A 25,990-nucleotide genomic window follows, 5' to 3' on the forward strand; every position below is an offset into this window, starting at 1 on the left:
TTGCAGCTTATACGAAAAGATCGCAACCAGCGCTTTAGGCACCGAGTGACACTCTGTCATCCACCCTTCCCGAAATCGTGACAAAACTCCGAAGCAAAACCTGAGCAATACCACAGCAACAGCTCTGCAATGGGGCTTTCGCGAAGGTGGCCCGAGCCTTGCTCTGGAGCAGGTTGTACAAAAACAACAAGATCGGAGAAGCCCAATGAACATTGCTGTTGAAACACCTTTGCACACGCCTACTGCCCAGCTCGCGGCCTGGATCGAAAACCTCGGTGAACGGCTCGCCCAGCATGACGTGGACGGCGCGCTTGAGCTGTTTGCCGAAGAGTGTCACTGGCGTGACCTGCTACTTTTCAGCTGGAACCTGGTGACCCTGGAAGGCAAGCCTGCCATCCGCGACATGCTCGAAGCACGCCTTGAGCAGACTCGACCTCAGCAATGGAAACTGGAAGGTGAGGCGACGCTCAATAACGGTGTACTCGAAGGCTGGATCAGCCTGGAAACCGATGCGGGACGGGGTAAAGGCTATGTGCGGCTAAAAGAGGGCCTGTGCTGGACGTTGCTGACGACCATGCGCGAGCTCAAGGGCTTTGAAGAGCCCAGCGGCCGCCGTCGGCCGATGGGGGCCAATCATGATCACGCCCACCCTGACAAACGCAACTGGCTGGAACGTCGTCGTGATGAAGAAGCTGCATTAGGCATCACCACCCAACCGTACTGCCTGATCGTGGGCGGCGGCCAGGGCGGGTTGGGACTCGCTGCGCGGCTCAAGCGAATGGGGGTGCCAACGCTGATCGTCGACAAGGCCGAGCGCCCTGGTGATCAGTGGCGCGGGCGCTACAAGTCGCTGTGCCTGCACGACCCTGTCTGGTACGACCACATGCCTTACCTGCCCTTCCCCGATCACTGGCCAGTCTTCACCCCAAAAGACCAGATTGGCGACTGGCTGGAAATGTACACCAAAGTCATGGAGCTCAATTATTGGCCACGCACAGAATGTGTGAACGCAAGCTTTGACGAGCAAGATGGCACCTGGACGGTTGAGGTGCTGCGTGACGGAGAGCCCATGACTTTACAGCCTACCCAGTTGATTCTCGCCACCGGCATGTCTGGCGTGCCCAATGTTCCACGTTATCCGGGTGCCGGAGCGTTCAGTGGCCAGCAGCATCATTCCAGCAGACACCCTGGCGGGGACGCCTGGCGCGGCAAGCACGCGGTTGTCATCGGTGCCAACAATTCGGCTCATGATATCTGCGCCGACCTGGTAGAGAACGGTGCGCAGGTAACCATGGTGCAACGTTCCAGCACCCACATTGTGCGTTCCGACAGCCTGATGGATCTCGTCTTCGGCGGGCTCTACTCTGAAGACGCCCTGGAAACGGGTTTGACCACCGACAAGGCTGACATGCTGTTCGCCTCGATCCCCTACAAAGTCATGCCGAGTTTTCATAAACCCATCTTTGATGCGATCAAGGAGCGTGACAAAGACTTCTACGAACGTTTAGGCAAGGCCGGTTTCATGCTCGATTTCGGTGACGACGAGTCTGGCCTTTTCATGAAGTACGTACGCCGTGGTTCTGGTTACTACATCGACGTCGGCGCCTGTGAACTGATCGCCAATGGCACGATCAAGCTTAAAAGCGCACCTGGCCTGGGTGTCGAACGCATCGAAGCAGACGCTGTGGTACTCAATGATGGCACCCGGCTACCGGCAGATCTGATCGTCTACGCCACGGGCTATGGCTCAATGAATGGTTGGGCGGCGAAGCTGATCTCCCAGGAAGTGGCTGACAAGGTCGGCCGCTGCTGGGGCTTGGGTTCCGGAACCACGAATGATCCTGGCCCGTACGAAGGTGAACTGCGCAACATGTGGAAGCCGACACAACAGGAAAACCTCTGGTTCCATGGTGGCAACCTTCATCAGTCACGGCATTACTCGTTGTATCTGGCCCTGCAGTTAAAAGCGCGATTCGAAGGCATCGACGCGTCTGTCTATAACCTTGCCGAGAGTCACCATACTGGCTGAGTCAAACGGCGCCTGGCCCAGGGTTGGGCGCCGCTCCCCTTCGAATCATATTCGCCAGTATCAAACACCCTCATCCTTGACCCAGCACCACATCCAGCGCTGTACGTGCGTCTTCGAGCTGTACCAGCGTGGCCTGGCGTGCCCCCAGGGCGTCGCGACTTTCGATCGCGGTCAAAATTGCCTTGTGCCGTGGCAGGGCAAGTTCGTGCAGGTTGGGCCGACGGTTGGAGTGTTTCATGGCTTCGCGCAAGGCCAATGACAGCATGTTGCACAAGTTGGCCAGCAGGTCGTTATGGGTTGCATCGGCAATCCGGCTGTGAAAATCCAGATCGGGCTGCAACAGCTCTTCAGGGGTGGAGGCACTCTCCATGCGTTGGTAGGCTTCATGAATCGAAGCCACATCGTCTGCGGTTGCATGCTGGGCTGCGAGAGCCGCCACGGCGGGCTCAATAATGCTGCGCACGGTGGTCAGCAAGCCAAAAAATTCGTTTTGGGGCGAGGCTTGGAGCAACCAGTGCAGCACGTCAGGGTCGAGCATGTGCCACTCGCGCCGTGGCTTGACCACGGTCCCAACGCGTGGCTTGGAGTACACCAGGCCTTTGGCGACCAAGACCCGGGTGGCTTCGCGCAATACCGGGCGGCTGACCGCATATTCTGTGCAGAGCAATGCTTCGGCGGGCAGTTTGTCGTCGGATTTGAAGCGCCCGGAGACAATCTGCAGGCCGAGTTCCTGAACGATGCGCGTATGCATGCTTTTGCGGTCGGAGGGCTGACGATAATCCATGGGGCGCGGGGCGATCCTTTCGGTTGAAAGCGCGGATCATAGCAGGCGCGGGTTGAATCGCGCCCGCTCTGATTGTCAGGGTGGGCTCGCTTTACCGGTGTGGCCACTTAATGGGAATGGCGTGGTACTTCCGATCCTCGGCAGCCCACCAGGAAATCGAAATCGCAACCTTGGTCGGCCTGCATGACATGGTCGATGTAGAGCTGGCGATAGCCGCCAATCAACAGGTTTTTTGGCGGTTCGATATCGGCCAGGCGAGCGGCCAGCTCGGCATCAGAGATGTCCAGGTGCAGGCGTCCGCTGGCGCAGTCGAGTTCAATCCAGTCACCTTCCTGCACTGCCGCCAATGGTCCGCCGGCTGCGGCTTCCGGGGCTACGTGCAGCACCACTGTGCCGTACGCCGTGCCGCTCATGCGGGCATCGGAAATACGCACCATGTCGGTCACGCCCTGAGCCAGCAGCTTGGCCGGCAGACCCATGTTGCCTACCTCTGCCATGCCCGGGTAACCCTTGGGACCACAGTTTTTCATTACCAGAATCGAATCGGCAGTGACCGCCAGCTCAGGGTCATTGATGCGGGCCTTGTACATGTCGAAGTTCTCGAACACCACTGCCTGGCCGCGATGCTTCATCAGGGCCGGGGTCGCAGCGGATGGCTTGAGTACCGCGCCCAGAGGCGCCAGGTTGCCGCGTAACACGCAGATACCACCGTCGGCGACCAGCGGGTTATCAATCGCCCGAATAACTTCGTCTTCGCCATAGATCGGTGAGTTTTTAACGTTTTCCCAGAGACTCTTGCCGTTGACGGTTAATGCTTGCGGATTCGGGATCAGGCCGTTCTCACCCATGCGTCGCAGCACGGCAGGCAGGCCCCCGGCGTAGTAGAACTCTTCCATCAGAAAGCGTCCCGACGGCTGCAAGTCCACCAGGGTCGGGGTGCCCCGCCCGATACGGGTCCAGTCATCAAGCTCCAGGTCCACGCCAATCCGGCCGGCAATGGCCTTGAGGTGAATCACGGCGTTGGTCGAACCGCCAATGGCAGCATTGACCCTGATCGCGTTTTCAAAGGCTTCCCGGGTCAATACCTTGGACAGGCGCAAATCCTCGCGGACCATCTCGACGGCGCGCATGCCCGACATATGGGCCAGCACGTAACGGCGTGAATCCACCGCCGGGATGGCCGCGTTATGGGGCAGCGAGGTGCCCAGCGCTTCAGCCATGCAGGCCATGGTCGAGGCCGTGCCCATGGTGTTGCAGGTACCTGCCGAGCGAGACATGCCGGCCTCGGCCGAGAGGAATTCGTCGAGACTGATCGTGCCGGCTTTGTAGGACTCGTGCATCTGCCAGACGATGGTGCCGGCGCCGATGTCTTTGCCTTTGTGTTTGCCGTTCAGCATTGGCCCGCCGGTGACCACAATGGCCGGGACATCACAGCTGGCCGCGCCCATCAACAGAGCCGGAGTGGTTTTGTCGCAGCCGGTCAACAGCACCACGCCATCAATCGGGTTACCGCGAATGGCTTCTTCCACATCCATGCTCGCCAGGTTGCGCGTGAGCATGGCGGTAGGTCGCAAATTGGATTCGCCGTTGGAAAACACCGGGAACTCCACCGGGAAGCCACCGGCCTCGATGACACCGCGTTTGACGTGCTCGGCGATGGTCCGAAAGTGGGCATTGCAAGGCGTCAGCTCCGACCAGGTGTTGCAGATGCCGATGATCGGTTTGCCCTGGAACTGATGATCGGCAATGCCCTGGTTCTTCATCCAGCTGCGGTACATGAAACCGTTTTTATCGGCGCTGCCAAACCATTGGGCGGAACGCAGAGGAGGAGTTTTGTCTGTCATGATGGCGGGCTCTTATTGTATGACTAATTATTTTACGTACCCCTAAATTAGCTTTAAAAAAGCCAGTTTGGAAGAGTTGTTGGGTAAATAGTATTACTATATAGTCGATTCAACTGAGAGCTGATCCTGGCGATAACCCGCTTGAGGCCACTCCAGAGGTGCCATAACAAAAACAATGGGAGACCGTCTCATGAGCCAGGAACTCCGGCTTATTCGTCGCATTACGCTCAAACTCATTCCGTTCCTGATCCTGCTATACCTGATTGCTTACGTAGATCGTTCGGCAGTGGGCTTTGCCAAGCTGCACATGGGCGCCGACATCGGTATTGGCGATGCTGCCTACGGCCTGGGCGCTGGACTGTTTTTTATCGGCTATTTCCTGATGGAAATTCCCAGCAACCTGATGCTCGAGCGTTTCGGCGCACGGCGCTGGTTTGCCCGGATCATGCTCACCTGGGGCGCTATCACCATCGGTATGGCGTTTGTGCAGGGACCGCACAGTTTCTATGTCATGCGTTTCCTGCTGGGGGTCGCCGAAGCGGGGTTCTTCCCGGGCGTGCTCTACTACATCACCCAATGGTTTCCGGTCCGCCATCGCGGCAAGATCCTGGGGCTGTTTATCCTGTCGCAACCTATCGCCATGATGATCACCGGGCCAGTGTCCGGCGGCTTGTTGGGCATGGATGGCGTCTTTGGGCTGCATGGCTGGCAATGGCTGTTCATTGTGATTGGCATGCCCGCCATTCTGTTGACCTGGCCGGTGCTGCGTTACTTGCCGGACGGCCCGCAACAGGTCAAGTGGATGGATCAGGCGGAAAAGGACTGGCTGCAAGGCGAGCTGGAAAAAGACTTGCAGGCCTACGGCCAGACCCGTCATGGCAACCCGTTGCACGCCTTAAAAGACAAGCGCGTATTGCTGCTTGCACTGTTCTATCTGCCCGTCACCCTGAGCATTTACGGGCTTGGTTTGTGGCTGCCAACGTTGATAAAACAGTTTGGCGGCAGTGACTTGAGCACCGGGTTTGTGTCTTCGGTGCCCTATGTCTTCGGCATTATCGGTTTGCTCATCATTCCTCGCAGTTCCGACCGCCTCAATGATCGCTACGGCCATTTGGCAGTGCTCTATGTGCTGGGCGCCATCGGTCTGTTCTTCAGCGCCTGGCTGACGGTCCCGATGCTGCAGCTGGCGGCCTTGAGCCTGGTGGCGTTCTCGTTGTTTTCCTGTACGGCCATCTTCTGGACATTGCCGGGACGCTTCTTCGCCGGTGCCAGCGCCGCCGCCGGGATTGCCCTGATCAACTCGGTGGGCAACCTGGGCGGCTACATCGGCCCGTTCGTGATCGGTGCACTCAAGGAGTACACCGGCAACCTGGCCTCGGGCTTGTACTTCCTGTGCGGGGTGATGCTGTTCGGGCTATTCCTGACGTTCGTGGTGTATCGCACCCTCGAGCGTAAACACATGCTCAAGTCGAGCGAATTTGCCGCCAGCGCCCGCGCGGCGACTCATCTTTAATCAAGGGACACCCGCTATGCGTTTAGTACAGTTTGAACTCAACACCGGCGAACGCCGCGTGGGCCGGGTAGACGGTGACCTGGTACGTGAAGTACTGGGGGCCTTCAGCGTGCGTGATTTGGCCCTCGCCGCCATCAAGGCGGGCGTGAGCCTGGCGCAACAGGTCGACCAGCAAGGCTTGGGCATTACCCATGACTACCCCGCGTTGTTAGCCGAGTTGCGCATCCTGCCGCCTCTGGATCACCCGGACCCGGCGCACATGCTGATCAGCGGTACGGGTCTGACCCACCTGGGCAGCGCTTCGACGCGCGATAAAATGCACCAGCAGGCCGGTGACGAAGCCGTCTTGACCGACACCATGCGTATTTTCAAATGGGGAGTGGAAGGCGGGAAACCCGCCGCCGGTCAAGCGGGCGTGCAACCGGAGTGGTTCTACAAGGGCGATGGCAGCATCGTTGTGCGCCCCGGCGCTGCGTTCCCACTGCCACCGTTTGCCGAAGACGCGGGCGAGGAGCCGGAAATCGGCGGCCTGTATGTCATTGGCCATGACGCAAAACCCTATCGCCTGGGATTCGCAGTGGGTAATGAATTCTCCGATCACGTGATGGAACGCAAAAACTACCTGTACCTGGCTCATTCCAAATTGCGCAGCTGCTCGTTTGGTCCGGAACTGCGGGTCGGTGCATTGCCCCGGCATTTGTCGGGCCGTAGCCGGATCCTGCGCGATGGCGAAGTGTTGTGGGAAAACGAGTTTCTCAGTGGCGAAGCCAACATGTGCCACAGCCTGGAGAACCTTGAATACCATCACTTCAAATACAGCCAGTTCCTGCGTCCAGGTGATGTGCATATCCACTTTTTCGGCACGGCGACCTTGTCGTTCGCCGACGGCATTCGCACCCAGCCGGGTGATCGCTTCGAAATCAGCCAGACCGAGTTCGGCGCGCCATTGATTAACGGCATCACCCCGGTCGATGGGGTATTCGCTCCCGGCGGCATCGGCACACTTTAAAGGAGACCCCCCAATGACTCAGATTCTCGGTCACAACTACATCGGTGGCCAACGCAGCGCCCTGGGCAGCGTCATCGTCAAAAGCGTCGACGCCAGCACCGGCGAGACACTGCCCTACGATTTTCACCAGGCCACCCCTGAGGAAGTTGACCAGGCCGCCACAGCGGCTGCGGCGGCCTACCCGGCCTACCGCGCGTTGAGTGCTGAACGCCGCGCCAGGTTCCTGGACGCAATCGCGGATGAGCTGGATGCCCTGGGCGATGACTTCGTGGCGGTTGTCTGCCGGGAAACTGCATTGCCTTCGGGTCGTATTCTGGGTGAGCGTGGGCGCACCAGCGGACAAATGCGCTTGTTCGCCAAGGTGCTGCGCCGTGGTGATTTTTATGGCGCACGCATCGATCAGGCTCTGCCGGATCGCGCTCCGATGCCCCGTCCCGACCTGCGCCAGTACCGCATTGGCCTGGGGCCGGTGGCGGTGTTTGGCGCCAGTAACTTCCCTTTGGCGTTCTCCACAGCGGGCGGTGACACCGCCTCGGCGTTGGCGGCCGGCTGCCCGGTAGTGTTCAAGGCCCACAGCGGGCATATGGCTACTGCGCAATGGGTCGCTGATGCGTTGATGCGTGCCGCCGAACGCACCGGCATGCCCGGCGGAGTATTTAACATGATCTACGGCGCAGGCGTTGGTGAGGCGCTGGTCAAGCACCCGGCGATTCATGCCGTGGGCTTTACCGGCTCGCTCAAGGGCGGCCGCGCGTTATGTGATATGGCAGCGGCACGTCCGCGGCCGATCCCTGTGTTCGCCGAGATGTCGAGTATCAACCCGGTGATCATCCTGCCCCAGGCCCTTGCCGTACGCGGTGCGACCATCGCCCGCGAACTCTGTGCCTCGGTTGTGCAAGGTTGCGGGCAGTTCTGTACCAATCCAGGGTTGGTCATCGGGGTGCGCTCGGCTGCGTTCACGGCCTTCATTGAGCAGTTGGCCGGGCACATCAGCGAACAGCCTGCGCAGACCATGCTCAACGCCGGCACGTTGCGCAGCTATGGCCAAGGTCTGGACAAGCTGCTTGCCCATCACGCCATCCAACGCCTGGCCGGGCAGGCTCAGCAGGGTAATCAGGCATGGCCACAGCTGTTTAAGGCTGATGTCAGCTTATTGCTCGAAGGGGATGAGGTGTTACAAGAAGAAGTCTTCGGGCCGAGCACAGTGGTGGTAGAAGTTGATGATCAGGTACAGCTCAGTGCCGCGATAAACAGCTTGCATGGCCAACTTACGGCCACCTTGATCGGCGAAGTGACTGACTTTGAACAGTTCGGCGAATTGACTGCGCTGCTGGAACATAAAGTCGGGCGTGTCCTGCTTAATGGTTACCCGACCGGCGTGGAAGTCTGCGACTCGATGGTCCACGGCGGACCTTACCCTGCCACCTCCGATGCCAGGGGCACTTCAGTGGGTAGCTTGGCGATCGACCGTTTCCTGCGCCCGGTGTGTTTCCAGAACTACCCCGACAGCCTGTTGCCTGACGCATTGAAAAACGCCAACCCTTTGGGCCTTCACCGCCTGGTGGATGGCCAATGGTCGGACCGCTCGCTGGGTTGATCCTGCCGCGATGCCGTGTGCAGATACCAAGGTGTCTGCGCACGTAACCTTGGGTATCAAACCTGTGCAGGCGCGATGGCCATCTGCACCGATGGCATGGCGCCCTCCTCCTCCAATTAAATCCCCGGAGCTTCGATAGCGAGCTATCGTGATGCACTGTGTCGCGTCGACAAAGCGGCTTTGAACGATGAGGCCGCCCTGAAGGATATCCAGAGCGGCCTGACCAATCGAACCAATTGCCGGGGTGGTTTCAACAATGTTTTCAAGCATCTGCGAGAGCAGTGGTTTTGGTCCATGAACATGAACGTAACGGTGTTAGTGCTGGCAGCAGGTAAAGGAATGCGCTTTGCTAGCAGTGGTGGCCATACACATAAACTGCAAGCGCTACTGGCTGGAAAACCGGTCATGAGCCATGTGCTGGAAGCCGTGGAAAAGGCTGGCTTGCAGTGCTATGTAGTCAGTCCTGCGGGAGCAGAGACTGAAGGTATGGGAGACTCCATTGCCTGCGGTGTGCGTTCTACGCAGGGTGCGGCGGGTTGGTTGATCTTGCCTGCTGATATGCCACTGGTGTGCTCTACAACACTTCGCGCCGTTGCGCAGGCTTTAATCACTGACGAACCCTATCAGGCCGTCGTGCCGTACTGGGAACAGCGCCAAGGCCACCCTGTCGCTTTCGCAGCGAGTTGTGCTGAGGCGTTGCTGGGCTTGCGGGGTGACCAAGGGGCTCGCTCAGTACTGCAAGCCCTGGACAGTCAAGGGCAAGTCAAAGCCCTGTTGGTTGATGACCCAGGCATCGTGCATGACATCGATACCTTAGAAGATTTGCAACGAGCCGAACTCTGGCTTAGTACCCATTGATTACACCTCACATGTGTCACAACGTTGTTGTCGGAGAAGCCATGGATGCTGTCGATATAACAGTTTTGCGTGCTCTGCACGCATGGCGCCAAGCAGGGCAAGCCGCGTTGCTCATCACTGTTGTAAAGACCTGGGGATCATCGCCTCGTCCAGTCGGAGCGATGCTGGCCCTGCGAGTCGGGGCAGAAATGGTGGGTTCAGTCTCGGGCGGGTGCATTGAGGATGACCTGTTTGATCGCTTTAAAGAGATTGAAACGACGCCATCAACCACTGTGGTTCGTTATGGCGTGACCGCAGAGGAAGCCAACCGTTTTGGCTTGCCTTGCGGGGGCACCATTGAGTTGATGGTGGAGCGCAACCCTTGTGCAGAACGGCTTGAACAGCTACTGGAGTATCTGGATGGCGGGGCCTTGGTGCGGCGTACCGTGGAGTGCGAAACCGGGGATGTGCAGTTAACCGTCGTCAACAAGTACGCACCATTGTTTTTAGATAATCAGCAACTGGCAATGTACATAGGCCCGCGATGGCGCATGTTGCTGATCGGTGCCGGGGTACTCGCAAGGTATCTAGCGGCAATTGCCCAGAGCACGGGATTTACGGTCACGGTATGCGACCCTCGTCCTGAACATACATTCAGCTGGAACGAGAACGAAGTTCCCCTGTTACGGTGTATGCCAGATGATGCAGTCACCGCTTTCAGGCCAGACCCAAGCTCATGCGTGGTGACGCTTAGTCACGATCCTAAACTGGATGATTTGGCGATAATAGAGGCGCTCCAGAGCCCCGCTTTTTATGTCGGTGCCATTGGTTCGCGTCAGAACAATGAGGCTCGGCGTGCACGATTGATTGAGCACTTTGAGATTGAAAAGGAAACAATGCAACGGCTGCATGGCCCCATTGGTTTATTCATCGACAGTAAAACCCCTGCTGAAATAGCGGTGAGCATTATGGCGGAGATTATTGCCATTAAAAACGGTGTCATCCTTGAACCTGCGATGCAGATCAGCGTGGGCAAACTAAAAAAAGAGCAGTTTGAGCGCAGCTGACTTAGTTTGGTCACATGAAAGCCTTTCAAAAGCAAGTCTTTTACCCTCGATATCAAAACTGGCGTGCGGGTAACTCTTCGCGACTGTTTTTAGAGAGAACGATCGGTGCGTTTATTTAACTTTCAGGTGGATTTCTATTATTTGAATCTGGCTTTCTATCGCTTTTTATCTAAGCTATTTATCTGGGATTTTTAGCGCTCACCTAATGATTTTTTTCTTGCGCTTGCATCTATGCTCAATGACTACTTAAACCGGTATGACTGTGTTTAGAGGAAGCAAACATGGCATCAGGCATCAATCGACGCGACTTTATCAAGCTTGGAACGTTTGCGGGTATCACTGTTATGTTCGGCCGCTTGCCTGCGCTTCAGGCGCGTGAAGTTCATTCAGGAGCGCAAACATCCGAATGGATGGCGCCCGATGGCAGTGTGAAATATCGATGGGATGCGATACGAAAAGTCACGGGGGAAAAAGTATTCGCCCGTGACTTCCGCTCCAAAAACCTGCCTGGCTGGCCAGAAAAACAAGCCCATGGTTTTTTCCTCAAAGCAACCGACGTCGAACATGCATTTGACGATATTGACCTGTCGATGCTTGGACCAGACTTGCAGCCAGATCGGGTTTTAAAGCATGCCGATTTGGAAAAAGACGGTGTCCGGGTCCCCGAACTGGCAGATCTAGGCGTTGGGTTTTACGGTCAGGACTTTCTGCTGCCGGCGGGTAACACGGCCCCACTGTACGGGCACCCTGTGGCTTTATTGATCTTCCATGACTTTGACCGTTTTGAAGCGGCCAAGCGGCGTTTGCGATTCGAAACCACTGCAGTCAAATATGGCAGGAAGACGGGATTGATCCAGCCTCCCAATTATGGGGCGGCGCGTTATGTGAGAATCGCTGGTGAGACGCCATCCGCCCCTCCTGCCTTTGCACCTATTCAGGATGCTGTTATTTGGGGGGATTTTGACGGTGATACGCCGACCTGGCCCAAAGCCGATCCTGACGGCATCTTTGTTCCGCGCTCAGTCTTGTTGCCTCATCGCGGCGGTGGCGGTGTTCGCGATCCATTAAAAGTCGCTCAGCAGACCGATGAGCCGATGCGCCGGGGTATGGCCGCTGCGGGCATTATTGAGGCAGAAATTGAAGCTGCACGTAACAACCCTGCAAAACTTGTTGTGCAACGCCAGGGTTTTTCGCAGTCCATTGACCCCAGTGCCATGGAGCCTGATAACGGTAATGCTTGGTACGATGCATCGACGCGCACCTTGCATGTACTGATTGCTGCGCAGTCTCCGTATGAAGTTGCGCGGGTTGCCGCGTTCATGGTCAAAGATAACAAGCGCTTTCCCGTCGAAAAGATTGAACTGGTGTCTGGCACCACCGTTGGATATGGCTCCAAAGATCACTCCATTTTCCCGTTCTACACGATTGCCGCTTGTTTTTATGGCGATGGCCTGCCCGTGCGCCTGGCAAATGACCGCTACGAGCAGTTCCAGTTGGGCATGAAGCGCCACAGTATCGAGATGGATCTAACGCTGGTCGCTGATCGCAAGACCGGGAAGTTCGAGGTGCTTAAAGCTTTCTATAATTGTAATGGGGGTGGTCGCGCCAACTTTTCTTTCTCAGTGGCGCAAGTCGCTGCCACCGCAGCACAGTCCATCTATTACTTTCCCAAGTCCGATCTGGCCACTGCTGCGATTGCAACTGCCGCAGTCGAAGCGGGCTCGATGCGCGGGTACGGCACTCTCCAGGCCATGTCTATCACAGAGTTACTGATTGACGAAGTTGCTGCGCAGTTGGGGATGGACGCCATTGAGTTGCGTAAGCGAAATGCATTGCAGGCAGGCGATCCCAACACTCAGGGTGCGGTCCAGCTGGGTGACCCACGTAATCTAGAGATGCTTGACCTCGCCTCGAGTCATCCACTGTGGCTGAACCGCGAGCAGGCAAAAGTTAAATACGAGGCAGCCAATCCCGGCCGTCGCTACGGCGTGGGCTTTGCACAAGTTCAGAAAGACTATGGAACGGGTGCAGATACCACGGCGCTGTTATTAGAGTTCGATGCAGCAGGCAAGATTACAATGCGCCACTGCGTACAAGAAATTGGTACCGGTGCTACGACGGCGCAGCAAGTCATGGTGCAGCGCTTGCTGGGCAAGGCACCTGATATCGCAATTTTTGGTGAAACCAACTTCGCTCAGTTGCCGCTCAAGAGTAATTTCGAACCGTTCTCCATTACACAGGAACAACAGGACGAGCTTGCACGGGACCCTTTCTGGGTGCCCGCTATTTTGCCCGCGATGAGCGCTTCAAACAGTGTCTACTTCATCGGATTTGGTACACGTCAGGCTGCTCAATTTCTACTTGAAAATACTGTTTGGCCTGCTGCGCAGGCCATTTGGAGCAGTGGTCCGGCAGGAGGCCAACTGGCGAGTGGCTATATGACCGCCAAAGACCTGCGGGCAGTGCCTGGCGGCATCGGCGGCGGTGGTATGGCGCCAATAGCATTCGAAGCAATCGCCCGTAAAGCCCATGAAATGGGGCTTGTCACAGGCGTTGCCCTGCACTGCTTCAGCCGTTGGCAATGGGCTCGTGCCGATTTCGAGATTCCTGGACTGGGGATCAAGAATCTACCCGCAGATGCAATCGCAGTGCGCTATGGAGATGCTGCTCCCGAGTCGTTGAAGGCAAGAATGTCTACCGGCGGCTATGACTTCATCAAGCGCAGTAACGTTCAGTTTCCGTCTGCCCAGCGCAACAACGCGGGTGTCACCACCTATACACCCGCAGCCTGCCTGGTAGAACTGAATGTCAACACCTTCACAGGGCACGTTGAGATCATGAATCATCACAGTTTGCTCGATCCCGGCAATATCATTGTGCCTGCTCTGGTGTCAGGCCAGCAGCAAGGCGGTATCGCCATGGGTATTGGTCACGCGCTGATGGAAGAACTCCCTTTGTACGGTGATGGCCCGGGGAACGGCACCTGGAACTTCAACCGCTACAGGTTGCCACGGGCCAAAGATGTCGCCGTGTGGACGCAAACCGCCACCTATCTTGATCCTCTCACTGAAACATCTCCACCCAAAGGGTTGGCCGAGGTGGTGATGATCCCGGTTGTAGCTGCGACGGGTAATGCCATTACTCATGCCATAGGAACGCGCTTCTATCACCTTCCAGTGACAGCCAACAAAATTAAAAAGGCGTTGATGCTATGAGTATTGAGAAACGCTCACTGACCCTCACCATAAACGGGCAGAAAGTAGGTCCGGTAGACGCGCCTGTGGGCATGCCCATGATCGATTTTTTGCATGATCACCTTGATCTGACAGGCACTCGTTTTGGTTGCGGGCAAGGTATTTGCCATGCGTGCACCGTCATGGAAATTCAACCCGACGGAATCCCCATAGAGACGCGCACGTGTATCTTTGACGCCCATTTTTTTAATGGCAAAACGCTGATTACCATTGAAGGCCAGGCCAAGCGGGATGAGCATGGCGAGGTGAGCGACCTGACCCCGATACAGCAGGCATTTATCGAGCACTTTTCATTTCAGTGCGGTTATTGCACTCCGGGGTTCGTGACTGCGGCCACCGTATTTGTTGAATCTTTAAAACGCCAACCTGTAAAACGTGCCGACTTACAAAGTCGAATCGAAACAGCGCTCAATGACCATATCTGTCGTTGTACCGGGTATGTCCGTTACTACCAGGCTGTTCAGGACGTCGCGCTGAAGACTCCTGGCTGTGTGATCGACTAAGGAGCAGGCGATGAAACGTAATCGTTTACGCAATGGCTTGGCGGGTTTCATTGTTGTCGCGGTTTTGCTTGCTCTGGCCGTACTGCTGGGTGTGTTCCGTCCCTCAACGGTTGCACCTGGTGTACAGCAACCGCTGACGGATGCGCAGACCCGGGAGTTGCTCCCCCGTGGCCGTGAGTTGGCCCTGGCTGGAAATTGCATGGGCTGCCATTCGCTGCCTCAGGGGCCAAGAGGCGCCGGCGGTGTACCTATTGATACACCGTTTGGAACCCTCTATTCGACCAACATAACCCCTGACAAGACCCATGGCATCGGCAACTACACCCGTGAAGACTTTCATCGTGTGCTGCGTGATGGCATTGCACCCGGCAACAGGAATCTGTATCCGGGCATGCCTTTTGTATTCACGCATATCACACGCTCCGAAGACATTGATGCCTTGTATGCCTACATCATGAGCCTGCCGTCTATTGCTGAGCCCAATGTTGCTAACACCGGAGTGTTCAGGCTGCCTGTGCGGCCATTCATGAACTTTTGGGCATTGATCAACTTTCCAGACCGTCAACCGCCTGTACGGGAGGGGGCATCGGAACAATGGTTGCGCGGCGCTTATTTAGTGGAAGGTCTGGGGCATTGCGGGGCCTGTCATACGCCACGCAATATCACGATGGGTGTTTCTTTTGCACGCTCCCTGGAGGGAGGTGACGTCGTTGATGGCCTGGTGGTCCCAGACATCACTGCACAGACGCTGGCAAAGCGAGGCTTCAACACGACGTCATTGAGCGAGTATCTGAGCTCCGGCATCTCTGCCCAAGGCACAGCCTTTGGCAGTATGTATACCGTGACGCACTTCTCTACCAGTGCGATGCAAGCGGCTGATGTGGATGCTATCGCCTCATACCTGATGACCGGTAAGGATGGTCAACTGCTTCAGCCGGCAAAAGGACCTGAGCCACTCCCTGCTGCCAGTGATACGCCGTTGCAGCGTGGCCGACTCAGTTACCTCTCCGTATGTGCCGGATGTCACGGGACGAATGGGGAAGGCATTCCAAATGTTGCGCCACCAATGAATGGCAATATTGCTGTCGTCATGGACAGCCCGGTTAATCTGCTGACCGTTATTTTGCAGGGGGTTCCCACACAAACATTCACCGGGAATCAGCGCATGTATGCCATGCCGGGATTTGCGGATCGCATGAGTGCTGAGGAAGTGGCGGGGTTAGCCTCCTGGATGCGTGCTCAATGGGGCGGCCAGGGCAAGGCAATTACGGCAGAGCAAGTCGAGGGAATCGCTTCTGGCAAATAGGCAACTCAAAACCCTGGCGCGGGCTAAATCGGTCGGGATCATTGTGACAATGATCCCTGCCCTCGCCGCACTGTTTGGCACTCAGGCCTGGGACAAGATGCAGTCCAGCAAGCCCGGAAAGCGCAGATTGAGCTCCTGGGAGCGCAGTGAATTCATGTGCGTGGTGCCCACATTTCGCGTATGAACCAGCCCGGCGTCACGCAAGACCCGGAAATGATGGGACATGCTGGACTTGGGTCGACCGCCGTCCAGCTCGCCGCACGAGGCTTCAGTGACGCCTGCAAGGTAGCGGACAATCTCGAAACGGACGGGGTCGCTCAGGGCGTAAAGCAAACGCTCGAGAATGAAGTCAGGGGGAACAGGATGTTTGAAGGTACGCATGTGCCGATGATAACCAAGGCTTTCAATGAATGCCATATTTCGATTACTATCGAACAAGCGAATCAATCTCCCGGAGCCTGCACATGTCTGCCCTGTTCGAACCGTACACCTTAAAAGACGTCACCTTAAGAAACCGTATCGCCATTCCGCCGATGTGTCAGTACATGGCAGAAAACGGCATGGTCAACGATTGGCACTTGGTCCACCTGGCCAGCTTGGCAAGGGGCGGTGCTGGCCTGGTTGTCGTTGAGGCGACGGCCGTTTCTCCTGAGGGGCGTATCACCCCAGGATGCGCCGGCATCTGGAGCGATGCCCATGCCCAGGCTTTCGTGCCCATGGTTAAAGCGATCAAGGATGCCGGTTCTGTGCCTGGTATTCAGATTGCGCACGCCGGTCGCAAGGCCAGCGCTAACCGTCCCTGGGAAGGCGATGATCACATCGCTGAGGGCAATCCGAATGGTTGGCAGACCATTGCGCCCTCGCCTGTCGCGTTTGGTGCCAATCTGCCGAAAGTCCCCCGGGAAATGACCCTGGAAGATATTGCCCGTGTGCGCCAGGACTTCGTTGATGCTGCACGCCGGGCCCGTGACGCCGGTTTTGAATGGATCGAATTGCACTTCGCCCACGGTTATCTTGGCCAGAGCTTCTTCTCGGAGCACTCCAATCAGCGCACCGATGCCTACGGTGGCAGCTTTGAAAACCGTAGCCGCTTCTTGCTTGAAACTCTGGCAGCTGTGCGTGAGGTGTGGCCGGAGAATCTGCCTCTCACTGCTCGTTTCGGGGTCATCGAGTACGATGGGCGCGATGAGCAAACGCTGACTGAATCCATCGAATTGGCGCGCCGCTTCAAGGACGGTGGGCTTGACCTGCTGAGCGTCAGTGTGGGTTTCACTATCCCGCAAACCAACATTCCATGGGGGCCCGCTTTCTTGGGTCCGATCGCCGAGCGGGTGCGTCGTGAGTCGGGTCTGCCAGTGACGTCTGCATGGGGCTTCGGCACTCCGCAACTGGCAAACGCTGCAGTCGAATCTCGTCAGCTGGACCTGGTATCTGTGGGCCGGGCTCACCTGGCGGATCCGCACTGGCCGTATTTTGCAGCCAAAGAGCTGGGCGTTGAAAAGGCTTCCTGGACACTCCCCGCGCCCTACGCTCACTGGCTTGAGCGCTACAGGTAAGTTCGATTTCTGACTCTGTGGGAGCGGGCTTGCTCGCAATGGTCGTTACGATAACGCGTATTTACTGGGTAAATACGGCGCTCGGAAGATCATCGCGAGCAGCCCGCTCCCACATGACCAGCCACCACTCAACTATTCGTCGAGTTCACTCTCCAGCTTCAATGCTCGCTTCCAGCTGTCCAGTTCCGCCAGACGTTGCAGGTAAGCCTGCAGATGAGGGTACTGCGCCCCGCTCTTCATCTGCTCGACGACTGTGATTGCAACAAAAGCCAGCATGAAATCTGCCCCTGACAATGTGTCTCCCACGATGAACGTTCTGTTCGCAAGCACACTGTCCAGATACCCCAGGACCTTATCAAACTCAGTCTGGGTATAGCCGTCCAGGAACTTGAGTTGAGTGCCGGCATTGATCTCAAATTGAGTGAAGAGCTTAAGAAGCACAGGCACCATCGCCGAACTTTCCGCAAAGTGAATCCATTGCAGGTACTGAAGGTAATCCGGTGAGTTGAATGCGGGTTCCAGCTGGGGCGCAAACCGGCGGATCAGGTATTCGACGATGGCGCCGGACTCAACGAGCACTTGTCCGTCCAGCTCAATCACCGGTGACTTGCCCAACGGATGAATGTTTTTCAGTGAGGCCGGGGCGAGACGAGTGGCCGGATCGCGCTGATAACGAATCAGGGTGTAAGGCTCTCCGATTTCTTCTAGTAGCCAAAGAATACGCAGCGATCGGGAGGCGTTGAGGTGGTGAAGTGTGATCATGAAGACTCTCTCAAATGAGGGGTGGCACCCAGGGCGCCCGAGGGTTTCAACACGCCCGGACGCCTGAAGCAATTACTTCAGTTGGGCGACAAGTGCTTTGGCCACGGCTTCAGAGCTCGCAGGGTTCTGGCCCGTGATCAGCTTGCCATCTTCGATGACAAAGGGTGCCCAGTCTGGCCCTTTTTCATAAAACCCACCCAGACGTTTGAACTCATCCTCGATCAGGAACGGTACGACATCGGTCAGTTCTACTGCCGCTTCCTCACCATTGGTAAAGCCGGTGACTCGGCGGCCTTTAATCAGCGGCGCACCGTCAGAGGCCTTCACATGACGCAGCACCCCAGGCGCGTGACAGACAAAACTGACGGGTTTGCCAGATCGCTCGAAGGACTGGATCAGTTCGATAGAGGTCCTGGACTCGGCCAGATCCCACAGAGGGCCATGCCCACCAGGGTAAAACACGGCGTCAAAATCTTTGCTGCTGACCGAATCCAGCTTGACCGTGCTCGCCAAAGCTCGCTGAGCCTCAGGATCAGCGTTAAAACGGTGGGTCATGTCAGTCTGGAAATCCGGCAGTTCACTCTTTGGGTCCAGAGGCGGTTGACCACCTGCTGGCGATGCCAAAACCACCTCGGCCCCTGCATCCTTGAAGACGTAGTAAGGCGCTGCGAACTCTTCAAGCCAGAACCCTGTTTTCAAGCCTGTATCTCCAAGTTGATCGTGGGACGTCAGAACCATCAAAACTTTCATGTCATAGCCCTCATTGCTGCGGTTTGGCCTTTGGCAACGAGATTTGCCTCGGGCTTATGCTGGATGCACTGTCCTGACTATGTACGACCACCGGTTTATGAATACGTGCTACGACGAAAGCCGTGGTTGTCATGCTTTTTGCTGTCCTGAGCTACCTCGGGTTCATACCGCTGCGGGCACTTCTTCATGCGCACGGGATTTACCCAGTAAGGCGAACACAAGCAACGCAGTCAGTGCCGAAGAACCCGCCAGGCTGTACAAGACCCAACGCAATGCCTGATCGTAGGTCGCCAGCAGCACGGCGCGCTCGCCGCTGACGAGGGCGCTGGCATAGGCCAGATCGCCAAGCGCGGCGCGATTGGCGGCCTCGATGACAACGGCTGGATCAGTCCCGGCCAGAGTGCCGAGCAATCCGCCCTGAATCAAGAACGCCAGCAGCGCGCCTGCCACCGCGATAGCCAAACCGTCGGCTGAAACACGCACGCAGTTGAAGATGCCGGTCGCCATGCCTGCTCGTTCTGTGGGCGTCACGCTCACGGCCATGCCATCCATCAGCCCCCAAGGCAGGCCAATGCCTGCGCCGATCATCACCAGCGGCGCTACCAGCGCAGGGCCTGCCCCGCCTGACACTACCTGGCCCAACCACACCAGTGCGACCGCCACCACCATCAGCCCGATGCCGGACAGCACCCGGCAGGTGAACCAGCGCGACAGCAACGCGGCAACGAACGGCACGACCAGCAGCGGCGCAGCCAGGGCTATCATCATTTGACCTGCTTCCAATGCGCTCAATCCGTCAATGCCGATGAACCGCCCCGGCAGCATCACGATCAATGTCACAAAGTAGAAGGCCGGAGATGCGGCCAACACCTGCACGCCGACGAAGCGCCCGCTGTCGAATAACGACAGGTCGAGCATCGGGCGCGCGACGCGGCGTTCGATGCGGACGAATACGATGAACAACACGACTGAAGTCAACAGCATGCCAAGCACCCACGCGCTGTGCCAGCCCTCTTCCGGTGCCAGCAGGATGGCGTAAGTGAACACGCTCAGCGCGGCGGTGAAACTAAGGGCACCGGGCCAGTCCAGTCCGCTGGACTCCGGGTCTTTGGACTCCGTGGCGCTGATCCATACCAGCAGGAAACCGGCCACACCGATCAGCGCTGTCGCCAGAAACACCCAACGCCAGTCCGCCACCTCCACCAGCCAGCCTGCCGCCAGGGGGCCGAAAGCCAGACCGATACCAAAGGTGGTGCCGAGCAGGCTGAATACACGTGTGCGGATGGGGCCGTGGAAGGTCTGTGCCAGCGAAGACATGGCCCCCGCAAAGGCGGCTGCGCCCCCCAGCCCTTGGGCCAGACGCAACCCGTCGATCCAGCCAACCGTCGGTGCCAGCGAGATCAAGAATGTCATCAACACGAATAGCGCAAGGCCGACCAGCCACACGCGCTTGCGACCATAGGTGTCGGTCAGGCTGCCGGCCGCCATCATGGCGCTGCCGTAGGTCAGGATGTAGCCGTTGACTACCCAGTTCAGTTGCACCGCCGTGCCGCCCAGTTCCTGGCTGATGGACGGCAGCACCACGGCCGGACCGGTGAAGCACAGCGGGATCAGGATGCCGGTCAGGCAGGCGGCAAGCAGTAGCAGCCAGTCACGTCCGGTGGTACTGCGAGTGGCGGTCAGGGCATGTGTCATGGGGGGGAACATCCGCAAAGAGTCATGTGAAGACGCCAGAGTAAGTGCGGGCTCGCTTAAGAAAAATAAGCTAAGGTTCCGAACATATCGGACAAATTTTCTTATAGTGGACAAGCATGGACTCACTCAGCGGCATCGCGTTCTTCGTCCAGGCGGCACAAGACCGTAGCTTTTCGCAAGCCGGGCGCGTGCTTGGGGTCTCGTCATCCGCCGTGGGCAAAAGCGTGGCACGGCTCGAGGAGCGGTTGGGTGTGCGCCTGCTCCACCGCAGTACGCGCAGTATCACGCTGACCGCCGAGGGCACGCTGTTTTTGGAGCGTTGCCGGCGCATCCTCTGCGAAGTTGAGGCGGCGCAACTGGAACTGTCGGAAACCCGACAGGCCCCCCAAGGCAAACTGCGGGTGAGCATGCCGCTGGTCAGCAGCCTGGTTATGCCGGCGCTCACGGCCTTCATGCACCGCTACCCCGCCATTGAACTGGATGTGGATTTCTCGGATCGGCTGGTCGATGTCATCGAGGACGGATTCGATGCCGTCATTCGCACCGGAGAACCGACTGATTCCCGGTTGATGTCCCGCGCACTGGGTACCTACAAGCTGCTGCTAGTGGCCTCCCCCGGGTATCTTGCTGCGCGCGGCACTCCGCTCGTGCCCGCCGACCTGACGGGCCATGCGGGCTTGCAACACAAGTTCCCGAGTTCCGGCAAGTTGGAGTCGTGGCCTTTGCGCAAGCAGACAGGCGAGGCAGAGCCCGTCCTCTTGGCCACGATGGTATGCAGCACCACCGAGGCCCTCCTTCACGTGGCCCGCGATGGCCTTGGCATCGCCTGTCTGCCGGACTTTATGGTCCGTGATGCCATTGCTGCCGGTGAGCTGGTAACGGTGCTGGACGACTTCAACCAGCATCAGGGTACCTTCCGCATGCTGTGGCCATCGAGCAAGTATCGCGCGCCGAAGCTGCGGGTGTTCATCGACTTCATGAGTGCGCAGCTGTTCAAAGGTTGATCCGGTCGGGGTCAGGGAGTGTCTACGAGCGTCAGTTGAACGTCAGGCATGATCGCTACTCGTCTGAATAACAACGCAATGTCATAAATGCGGGTGTGGCTAGAGCAACTGGCCACCCGAAATATCAAACGTCGTCCCGTTAGCCCAGGCCATGTCATCAGAGAGGATGGCCGCAACTGCACCGCCTATATCGTCTGGCAGACCGACACGACCCAGAGCGATCCCTTGTGCGACATAGGCATTCACATCTTTGTTGTCGCGCACCGTACCACCCCCAAAATCGGTTGCGATGGCGCCTGGGGCAATCGCGTTCACCCGAATTTGGCGCGAACCGAGTTCCACGGCCATGTAACGGGTCAGAACCTCGACTGCTGCCTTCACCGCTGCGTAAACGCTGTATCCCGGCAGAGTAAAGCGCACGAAGCCGGATGAAACGTTCACGATACGACCGCCATCTTCCATGAGGGGTAGCAGCTTTTGAGTCAGGAAAATCGGGCCACGAAGGTGTGTGGCAACCAGTGAGGCAAACTGGTCTTCGGTCGCGTCATTAAAAGGTGCAAACAGCCCATTACCGGCGTTGTTGACGAGGAAGTCAAAGCGATCGCGGCGAAAGTCGGTCTTCAGGGTATTGGTTACTGCGTTCGAAAAACCTTGATAGCTGGCAGTGTCGGTGATGTCGAGCGCCAGCATCGAGGCCTTGCCGCCCTGCGCTTCGATCTCCTGCTTCAGCGTCTCGGCTTGTGCCGCGCCACTGCGGTAGGTACCTATGATGTGCACGCCACGCTTAGCGAGGTGAAGCGCCATGTTGCGGCCAAGGCCGCGGCTGGCGCCGGTGATAAGTGCGATTTGATTGGTCATTAACTGTCTCTGCCCGGTTGGTCGCGCCTTTCGGTGCGTTCTTGAGTGGCTCAAGATAGACAAAGACCTGTTTGCAACCCACGCCCAATACGCTCAGTTTATTGCCTGATTGTCTCAATCACCTTGCGGGGTGACGCGGCATTGGCATAATCGTTTCATGAAAAACGATCTTACAGCGCACCTTGACATCGCCCTGCGCCATGCGCCACCGGGTTTAAATACCACTCGGATCCCGCGGGTAGACATCTGTGTCGGACACGGCTCTACAATCAAGGCGCCATGTCTGTACCGCTCGATGATCTGCTTCATCCTGCAAGGCTCGAAGCGCGTTGCAATCAACGACCATCTTTTGAGCTACGACAGTGAGCAGTACCTCATCAGCGCCCTGGATTTACCCTTGATAGGGCAAATTCTTGATACCGAAGATGGGCAGCCCTACGTGGCGGTATCACTTGTGTTGGATCCGGCCATATTGGCGGAGCTGGCCGCGACCATGCCGCTGATTCGCGAGAGCGAGCAAAAAGGGATTGGCATCACCATAAACCCGATGACCGCTTCGCTGCGCGACACATTACTGCGCTTATTATCATTACTCGACACCCCTGACGATATTCCGGTTCTCGGCCCCATGGCCGAACGGGAACTGATCTATCGCCTGCTACAGGGGCCGCAGGGCCGACTTCTGCGCCAGATAGCCCAACCCGATGGCGCACTGGACAGCATTCGGCGGGCTGTTGCCTGGATCAGGGATAACTACAACGCCCGACTTCGTATCGAGGCGTTGTGCGATGCGAGCGGAATGAGTCGGGCAAGCCTGCATCGCCATTTTCGGTCAATGACAGGTCTTAGTCCTGTCCAGTATCAAAAACAGCTCAGATTGCAGGAAGCTAGGCAGCTTTTACTCACGGGCGAGCATCGCGCCTCTGACGTGGCCTACGTTGTAGGCTATGAAAGCGCATCGCAGTTCAGCCGCGAATATCACCGTCAATTCGGCACACCGCCCGCCCGCAATGTGCGGGAGATACGCCAAGCGATTGCTACTTCAACCAGGACACCAGCGGCAAACTGATGCCGATGGATATCGACGTTGCTCAACGTCGATATCCCGTCAGTGGATACTCATACAGGCTGTCTACGGCCTTGCAGTCTTTGCTTGTCCACCTTGCGTTCATGCCCCTGACGCAAGCGCATTGCTGCAATCGCCGCGATCACCAGAACAATCGCTATGATTTTCATGCCATCCATTGCATTGCCTGTACTTTGCTCGATCAACCCCATGACAGAGGGCCCCACAAAACCGCCTAGCAAACCGCATGAGTTGACGAAACCCAGGCCACCTGCAAGTGCCGCCCCCTTGAGCCGCGAAGCGGGATACAGAAAAATGATCGACTGCACCACGAAGAACATGACCGCCGAAATGCAGAAGCCCAGCAGACTGACCGCTGGACCCGCAAAGGATGCGATGCCCAACCCGGCAGCCATTGTCAGCAAGCCCACTACCAACATCTGTCGGGAACGCTGCGGTGTTGTAGCGAATCGAGGCAAGGCAATAGCGCCTACGGCTGCTGCCAACCACGGCAAGGACGTTAACAATCCGATTTGCAAGGTGCTCAGATCACCGTATTTGCCAATGATGCCGGGTAGAAAAAAGATCACTGTGTAGACAGTGATCTGGTGGCAGAAGTAGACCAGGATCGCCAACAGAATCTGTGGGGTCAGGCATTGCTTAAAAGCGTTGCCACCCTGACCTGCACCCTCCTGAGCTTCCGCCGCCAACGTCCGTTCGATCTGCTCGGCTTCAGCCACGCTCAGCCATGGCGCCTTGGACGGACGATCGGGCAATTTTTTCCAGACCACCACGGCAAAGAACACCGCCGGCAGCCCTTCAAGCATGAACATCCATTGCCAGCCACGCCAGCCCCATACGCCGTCCAGTTGCATGAGCGCGGCGCCCAGCGGACCGCCAATGATGTTGGCAAAGCACACGCCTAACAGAAAATAACCCGTAGCACGGGCCCGCTGCTCTCTGCCAAACCAGTACGTCAGGTACAGCATGACACCGGGAAACAGACCTGCCTCAGCGATGCCCAGCAACAGACGTAGTACGTAGAACGACGTTTCGCCCTGAACAAAAGCCATTGCCGCTGAGATCAAGCCCCAAGTCACCATGATCCGCGCTATCCAGAATCTAGCGCCGACTTTGTGCATGATCAGATTGCTGGGCACTTCCGAGAGCGCATAAGTGAGAAAGAACAACCCTGCTCCCAGCCCGTAAGCGGCAGCAGAAATACCCAGATCGATATCCAGCTGATGCTTGGCCAGCGCGATGTTGGTGCGGTCAAGAAAGCTCAGTACGTATGCCGCAATCAACAACGGCATGAGTTTCACAAACATCAGTTTGTTCAACGTCGCCGCATCGCGGGGTTCGGAAAGCGCGTCGGTTTTATTTATTATTGTCATCGGACTAACCTTTTCGAGTATTCATTAGCAAGTTCCGGGCCCGGGGGTTGAGACATGGAGCGAAGGGGCTCAACTGCGCCGCAACTCTTTAGGGCTGACGGAAAACCACATGCCTAACGCCCCGCTCAGCCCTCAGCCGAGCGAGAAAAATGCGACCCTAGAAATCGACCTTGTCCTTGCCCTTAAGGTCGAGCAGTTCCCGAGCCTCATCCGGGGTCGCCACGCGCCCTCCAAGGGCTTCGATAACTGTGCGAATGCGCTTGACCTGGTCGGCGTTTGACGCCGCCAGCTTGCCGGGCCCGTCCCATAGCGAATCTTCAAGACCGACGCGCACATGGCTGCCCATAGACAGCCCCATGGTGCCAAGGGGGATCTGATTACGCCCGGCACCGAGAATTGACCATTGGTAAGCGTCGCCGAACAAGCGGTCGGCCGTTCGCCGCATGTGTGCCAAGTCTTCCGGGTGCCCACCGATGCCGCCGCGCAGACCAAACACCGACTGAATGAATATCGGGGCCTTGAGCAATCCGCGCTGAAGGAAGTGCGCGGCGGTATACAGATGACCGATGTCGTAGCATTCAATTTCAAAACGGGTACGGTTCTCGGCACAGGCATTAAGAATGTGGGTGATGTCGCGAAAGGTATTACGGAAGATCCGGTCATCGCTCTCGGCGAGGTACGGCCGCTCCCAGTCGTGCTTGAACTCGGTGAAACGATCAAGCATTTCGTACAGCCCGAAGTTCATCGAGCCCATGTTCAGCGACGCCAACTCCGGCTTGAGTTGTGCCACGGGCTGCAAACGCTCTTCCACGCCCATGGTCGGTGCACCACCGGTGGTAATGTTGATCACCACGTCACTTTTGGCTTTGATTTGGGGCAGGAACTGTCGAAACAGATCAACATCTTGGCTCGGTCGCCCATCAACTGGGTCGCGAGCATGCAGGTGAACAATCGACGCGCCGGCTTGGGCAGCACCGATGGCTGCATCGGCAATTTCCTGCGGCGTGATAGGTAAATGGGGGGACATCGAAGGTGTATGAATGGCGCCAGTGACTGCGCACGTGATGATGACCGGGCGTTTTTTGGACATGAGTATTCTCCGTTCTTGTTCTTGGCGAGAAAGTTGGTGAGGCATTGGACTCAGATTAATTGCGGTCCATTT

At 57.3% G+C, this 25,990-nt stretch carries 21 protein-coding genes; 12 read left to right on the forward strand and 9 right to left on the reverse strand.

The window, feature by feature from the left end; all coding sequences use genetic code 11:
- The first annotated feature begins 205 nt into the window (after positions 1–205).
- A complete protein-coding gene (locus TU76_RS16765; protein WP_082136551.1) occupies positions 206–2,029 on the forward strand; it encodes an NAD(P)/FAD-dependent oxidoreductase in 1,824 nt (607 codons plus the stop codon).
- A 70-nt stretch (positions 2,030–2,099) separates the two neighbouring features.
- Here the strand turns inward: TU76_RS16765 and TU76_RS16770 are convergent, their stop codons facing one another.
- Together TU76_RS16770 and TU76_RS16775 are read right to left on the reverse strand one after the other, a co-directional pair.
- Positions 2,100–2,813, reverse strand: coding sequence for a FadR/GntR family transcriptional regulator (locus tag TU76_RS16770; protein ID WP_019822535.1), 714 nt, complete (start codon positions 2,811–2,813; stop codon positions 2,100–2,102).
- 107 nt (positions 2,814–2,920) lie between these two features.
- On the reverse strand, positions 2,921–4,657 hold the full coding sequence (locus tag TU76_RS16775) for an IlvD/Edd family dehydratase (RefSeq protein ID WP_048352146.1): 1,737 nt from the start codon (positions 4,655–4,657) through the stop codon (positions 2,921–2,923).
- 190 nt (positions 4,658–4,847) lie between these two features.
- Between TU76_RS16775 and TU76_RS16780 the strand changes: the two genes are divergently transcribed.
- The 8 genes from TU76_RS16780 to TU76_RS16815 all read left to right on the forward strand — a co-directional run bounded on the left by TU76_RS16780 (position 4,848) and on the right by TU76_RS16815 (position 15,743).
- Positions 4,848–6,170, forward strand: coding sequence for an MFS transporter (locus TU76_RS16780; RefSeq protein ID WP_048352147.1), 1,323 nt, complete (start codon positions 4,848–4,850; stop codon positions 6,168–6,170).
- A gap of 16 nt (positions 6,171–6,186) precedes the next feature.
- Complete coding sequence (gene araD1 / locus TU76_RS16785; RefSeq protein WP_048352148.1) at positions 6,187–7,179, forward strand: AraD1 family protein; 993 nt, start codon at positions 6,187–6,189, stop codon at positions 7,177–7,179.
- A 13-nt stretch (positions 7,180–7,192) separates the two neighbouring features.
- Positions 7,193–8,776, forward strand: a complete 1,584-nt coding sequence (locus TU76_RS16790) for an aldehyde dehydrogenase (NADP(+)) (protein WP_048352149.1) — start codon at positions 7,193–7,195, stop codon at positions 8,774–8,776.
- A gap of 294 nt (positions 8,777–9,070) precedes the next feature.
- Positions 9,071–9,634 carry a nucleotidyltransferase family protein gene (locus TU76_RS16795; protein WP_037031770.1) on the forward strand — a complete coding sequence of 188 codons (564 nt, stop codon included), beginning with the start codon at positions 9,071–9,073 and terminating at the stop codon, positions 9,632–9,634.
- Between the two features lie 41 nt (positions 9,635–9,675).
- Positions 9,676–10,680, forward strand: a complete 1,005-nt coding sequence (locus TU76_RS16800) for an XdhC family protein (RefSeq protein ID WP_048352150.1) — start codon at positions 9,676–9,678, stop codon at positions 10,678–10,680.
- A 281-nt stretch (positions 10,681–10,961) separates the two neighbouring features.
- A complete protein-coding gene (locus tag TU76_RS16805) occupies positions 10,962–13,895 on the forward strand; it encodes a xanthine dehydrogenase family protein molybdopterin-binding subunit (protein WP_048352151.1) in 2,934 nt (977 codons plus the stop codon).
- Positions 13,896–13,897: 2 nt separating this feature from the next.
- Positions 13,898–14,437: a (2Fe-2S)-binding protein gene (locus TU76_RS16810; RefSeq protein ID WP_231984400.1), complete on the forward strand. Its 540-nt coding sequence runs from the start codon at positions 13,898–13,900 to the stop codon at positions 14,435–14,437.
- Positions 14,438–14,447: 10 nt separating this feature from the next.
- On the forward strand, positions 14,448–15,743 hold the full coding sequence (locus tag TU76_RS16815; protein WP_048352152.1) for a cytochrome c: 1,296 nt from the start codon (positions 14,448–14,450) through the stop codon (positions 15,741–15,743).
- An 81-nt stretch (positions 15,744–15,824) separates the two neighbouring features.
- Here the strand turns inward: TU76_RS16815 and TU76_RS16820 are convergent, their stop codons facing one another.
- Positions 15,825–16,124, reverse strand: a complete 300-nt coding sequence (locus tag TU76_RS16820) for an ArsR/SmtB family transcription factor (protein WP_088500117.1) — start codon at positions 16,122–16,124, stop codon at positions 15,825–15,827.
- A gap of 83 nt (positions 16,125–16,207) precedes the next feature.
- On the opposite strand from TU76_RS16820, the gene TU76_RS16825 reads away from it, so the two are divergent.
- Positions 16,208–17,299 carry an NADH:flavin oxidoreductase/NADH oxidase gene (locus TU76_RS16825; protein WP_019822517.1) on the forward strand — a complete coding sequence of 364 codons (1,092 nt, stop codon included), beginning with the start codon at positions 16,208–16,210 and terminating at the stop codon, positions 17,297–17,299.
- A 132-nt stretch (positions 17,300–17,431) separates the two neighbouring features.
- Here the strand turns inward: TU76_RS16825 and TU76_RS16830 are convergent, their stop codons facing one another.
- The 3 genes from TU76_RS16830 to TU76_RS16840 form a co-directional block, all read right to left on the reverse strand.
- Positions 17,432–18,061, reverse strand: a complete 630-nt coding sequence (locus tag TU76_RS16830) for a glutathione S-transferase family protein (RefSeq protein ID WP_046809624.1) — start codon at positions 18,059–18,061, stop codon at positions 17,432–17,434.
- Positions 18,062–18,133: 72 nt separating this feature from the next.
- Positions 18,134–18,811, reverse strand: a complete 678-nt coding sequence (locus tag TU76_RS16835) for a type 1 glutamine amidotransferase domain-containing protein (protein ID WP_019822513.1) — start codon at positions 18,809–18,811, stop codon at positions 18,134–18,136.
- Between the two features lie 162 nt (positions 18,812–18,973).
- A complete protein-coding gene (locus TU76_RS16840; RefSeq protein WP_048352153.1) occupies positions 18,974–20,506 on the reverse strand; it encodes an MFS transporter in 1,533 nt (510 codons plus the stop codon).
- Positions 20,507–20,622: 116 nt separating this feature from the next.
- On the opposite strand from TU76_RS16840, the gene TU76_RS16845 reads away from it, so the two are divergent.
- Positions 20,623–21,510, forward strand: a complete 888-nt coding sequence (locus TU76_RS16845; protein ID WP_048352154.1) for a LysR family transcriptional regulator — start codon at positions 20,623–20,625, stop codon at positions 21,508–21,510.
- 99 nt (positions 21,511–21,609) lie between these two features.
- On the opposite strand, the gene TU76_RS16850 is transcribed toward TU76_RS16845, so the two are convergent.
- Positions 21,610–22,368: an SDR family NAD(P)-dependent oxidoreductase gene (locus TU76_RS16850; RefSeq protein WP_048352155.1), complete on the reverse strand. Its 759-nt coding sequence runs from the start codon at positions 22,366–22,368 to the stop codon at positions 21,610–21,612.
- A gap of 157 nt (positions 22,369–22,525) precedes the next feature.
- Between TU76_RS16850 and TU76_RS16855 the strand changes: the two genes are divergently transcribed.
- Positions 22,526–23,437: an AraC family transcriptional regulator gene (locus tag TU76_RS16855; protein ID WP_048352156.1), complete on the forward strand. Its 912-nt coding sequence runs from the start codon at positions 22,526–22,528 to the stop codon at positions 23,435–23,437.
- Between the two features lie 50 nt (positions 23,438–23,487).
- Here TU76_RS16855 and TU76_RS16860 read toward each other — a convergent pair whose 3' ends face one another.
- Positions 23,488–24,828, reverse strand: a complete 1,341-nt coding sequence (locus tag TU76_RS16860; RefSeq protein WP_048352157.1) for an MFS transporter — start codon at positions 24,826–24,828, stop codon at positions 23,488–23,490.
- A 157-nt stretch (positions 24,829–24,985) separates the two neighbouring features.
- Positions 24,986–25,918 (reverse strand): 3,5-dioxohexanoate:acetyl-CoA acetone transferase, encoded by a 933-nt coding sequence (kce, locus tag TU76_RS16865; protein ID WP_048352158.1) that lies wholly within the window; start codon positions 25,916–25,918, stop codon positions 24,986–24,988.
- Positions 25,919–25,990 lie beyond the last annotated feature (72 nt).

Source organism: Pseudomonas psychrophila (assembly GCF_001043005.1).
In the GTDB taxonomy this organism is placed as follows: domain Bacteria; phylum Pseudomonadota; class Gammaproteobacteria; order Pseudomonadales; family Pseudomonadaceae; genus Aquipseudomonas; species Aquipseudomonas psychrophila.

Coding starts and splice junctions, on each gene's coding strand:
- TU76_RS16765 (WP_082136551.1), top strand. CDS start 206: ATGAACATTGCTGTTGAAACACCTTTGCACACGCCTACTGCCCAGCTC.
- TU76_RS16770 (WP_019822535.1), bottom strand. CDS start 2,813: ATGGATTATCGTCAGCCCTCCGACCGCAAAAGCATGCATACGCGCATC.
- TU76_RS16775 (WP_048352146.1), bottom strand. CDS start 4,657: ATGACAGACAAAACTCCTCCTCTGCGTTCCGCCCAATGGTTTGGCAGC.
- TU76_RS16780 (WP_048352147.1), top strand. CDS start 4,848: ATGAGCCAGGAACTCCGGCTTATTCGTCGCATTACGCTCAAACTCATT.
- araD1 (WP_048352148.1), top strand. CDS start 6,187: ATGCGTTTAGTACAGTTTGAACTCAACACCGGCGAACGCCGCGTGGGC.
- TU76_RS16790 (WP_048352149.1), top strand. CDS start 7,193: ATGACTCAGATTCTCGGTCACAACTACATCGGTGGCCAACGCAGCGCC.
- TU76_RS16795 (WP_037031770.1), top strand. CDS start 9,071: ATGAACATGAACGTAACGGTGTTAGTGCTGGCAGCAGGTAAAGGAATG.
- TU76_RS16800 (WP_048352150.1), top strand. CDS start 9,676: ATGGATGCTGTCGATATAACAGTTTTGCGTGCTCTGCACGCATGGCGC.
- TU76_RS16805 (WP_048352151.1), top strand. CDS start 10,962: ATGGCATCAGGCATCAATCGACGCGACTTTATCAAGCTTGGAACGTTT.
- TU76_RS16815 (WP_048352152.1), top strand. CDS start 14,448: ATGAAACGTAATCGTTTACGCAATGGCTTGGCGGGTTTCATTGTTGTC.
- TU76_RS16820 (WP_088500117.1), bottom strand. CDS start 16,124: ATGCGTACCTTCAAACATCCTGTTCCCCCTGACTTCATTCTCGAGCGT.
- TU76_RS16825 (WP_019822517.1), top strand. CDS start 16,208: ATGTCTGCCCTGTTCGAACCGTACACCTTAAAAGACGTCACCTTAAGA.
- TU76_RS16830 (WP_046809624.1), bottom strand. CDS start 18,061: ATGATCACACTTCACCACCTCAACGCCTCCCGATCGCTGCGTATTCTT.
- TU76_RS16835 (WP_019822513.1), bottom strand. CDS start 18,811: ATGAAAGTTTTGATGGTTCTGACGTCCCACGATCAACTTGGAGATACA.
- TU76_RS16840 (WP_048352153.1), bottom strand. CDS start 20,506: ATGACACATGCCCTGACCGCCACTCGCAGTACCACCGGACGTGACTGG.
- TU76_RS16845 (WP_048352154.1), top strand. CDS start 20,623: ATGGACTCACTCAGCGGCATCGCGTTCTTCGTCCAGGCGGCACAAGAC.
- TU76_RS16850 (WP_048352155.1), bottom strand. CDS start 22,368: ATGACCAATCAAATCGCACTTATCACCGGCGCCAGCCGCGGCCTTGGC.
- TU76_RS16855 (WP_048352156.1), top strand. CDS start 22,526: ATGAAAAACGATCTTACAGCGCACCTTGACATCGCCCTGCGCCATGCG.
- TU76_RS16860 (WP_048352157.1), bottom strand. CDS start 24,828: ATGACAATAATAAATAAAACCGACGCGCTTTCCGAACCCCGCGATGCG.
- kce (WP_048352158.1), bottom strand. CDS start 25,918: ATGTCCAAAAAACGCCCGGTCATCATCACGTGCGCAGTCACTGGCGCC.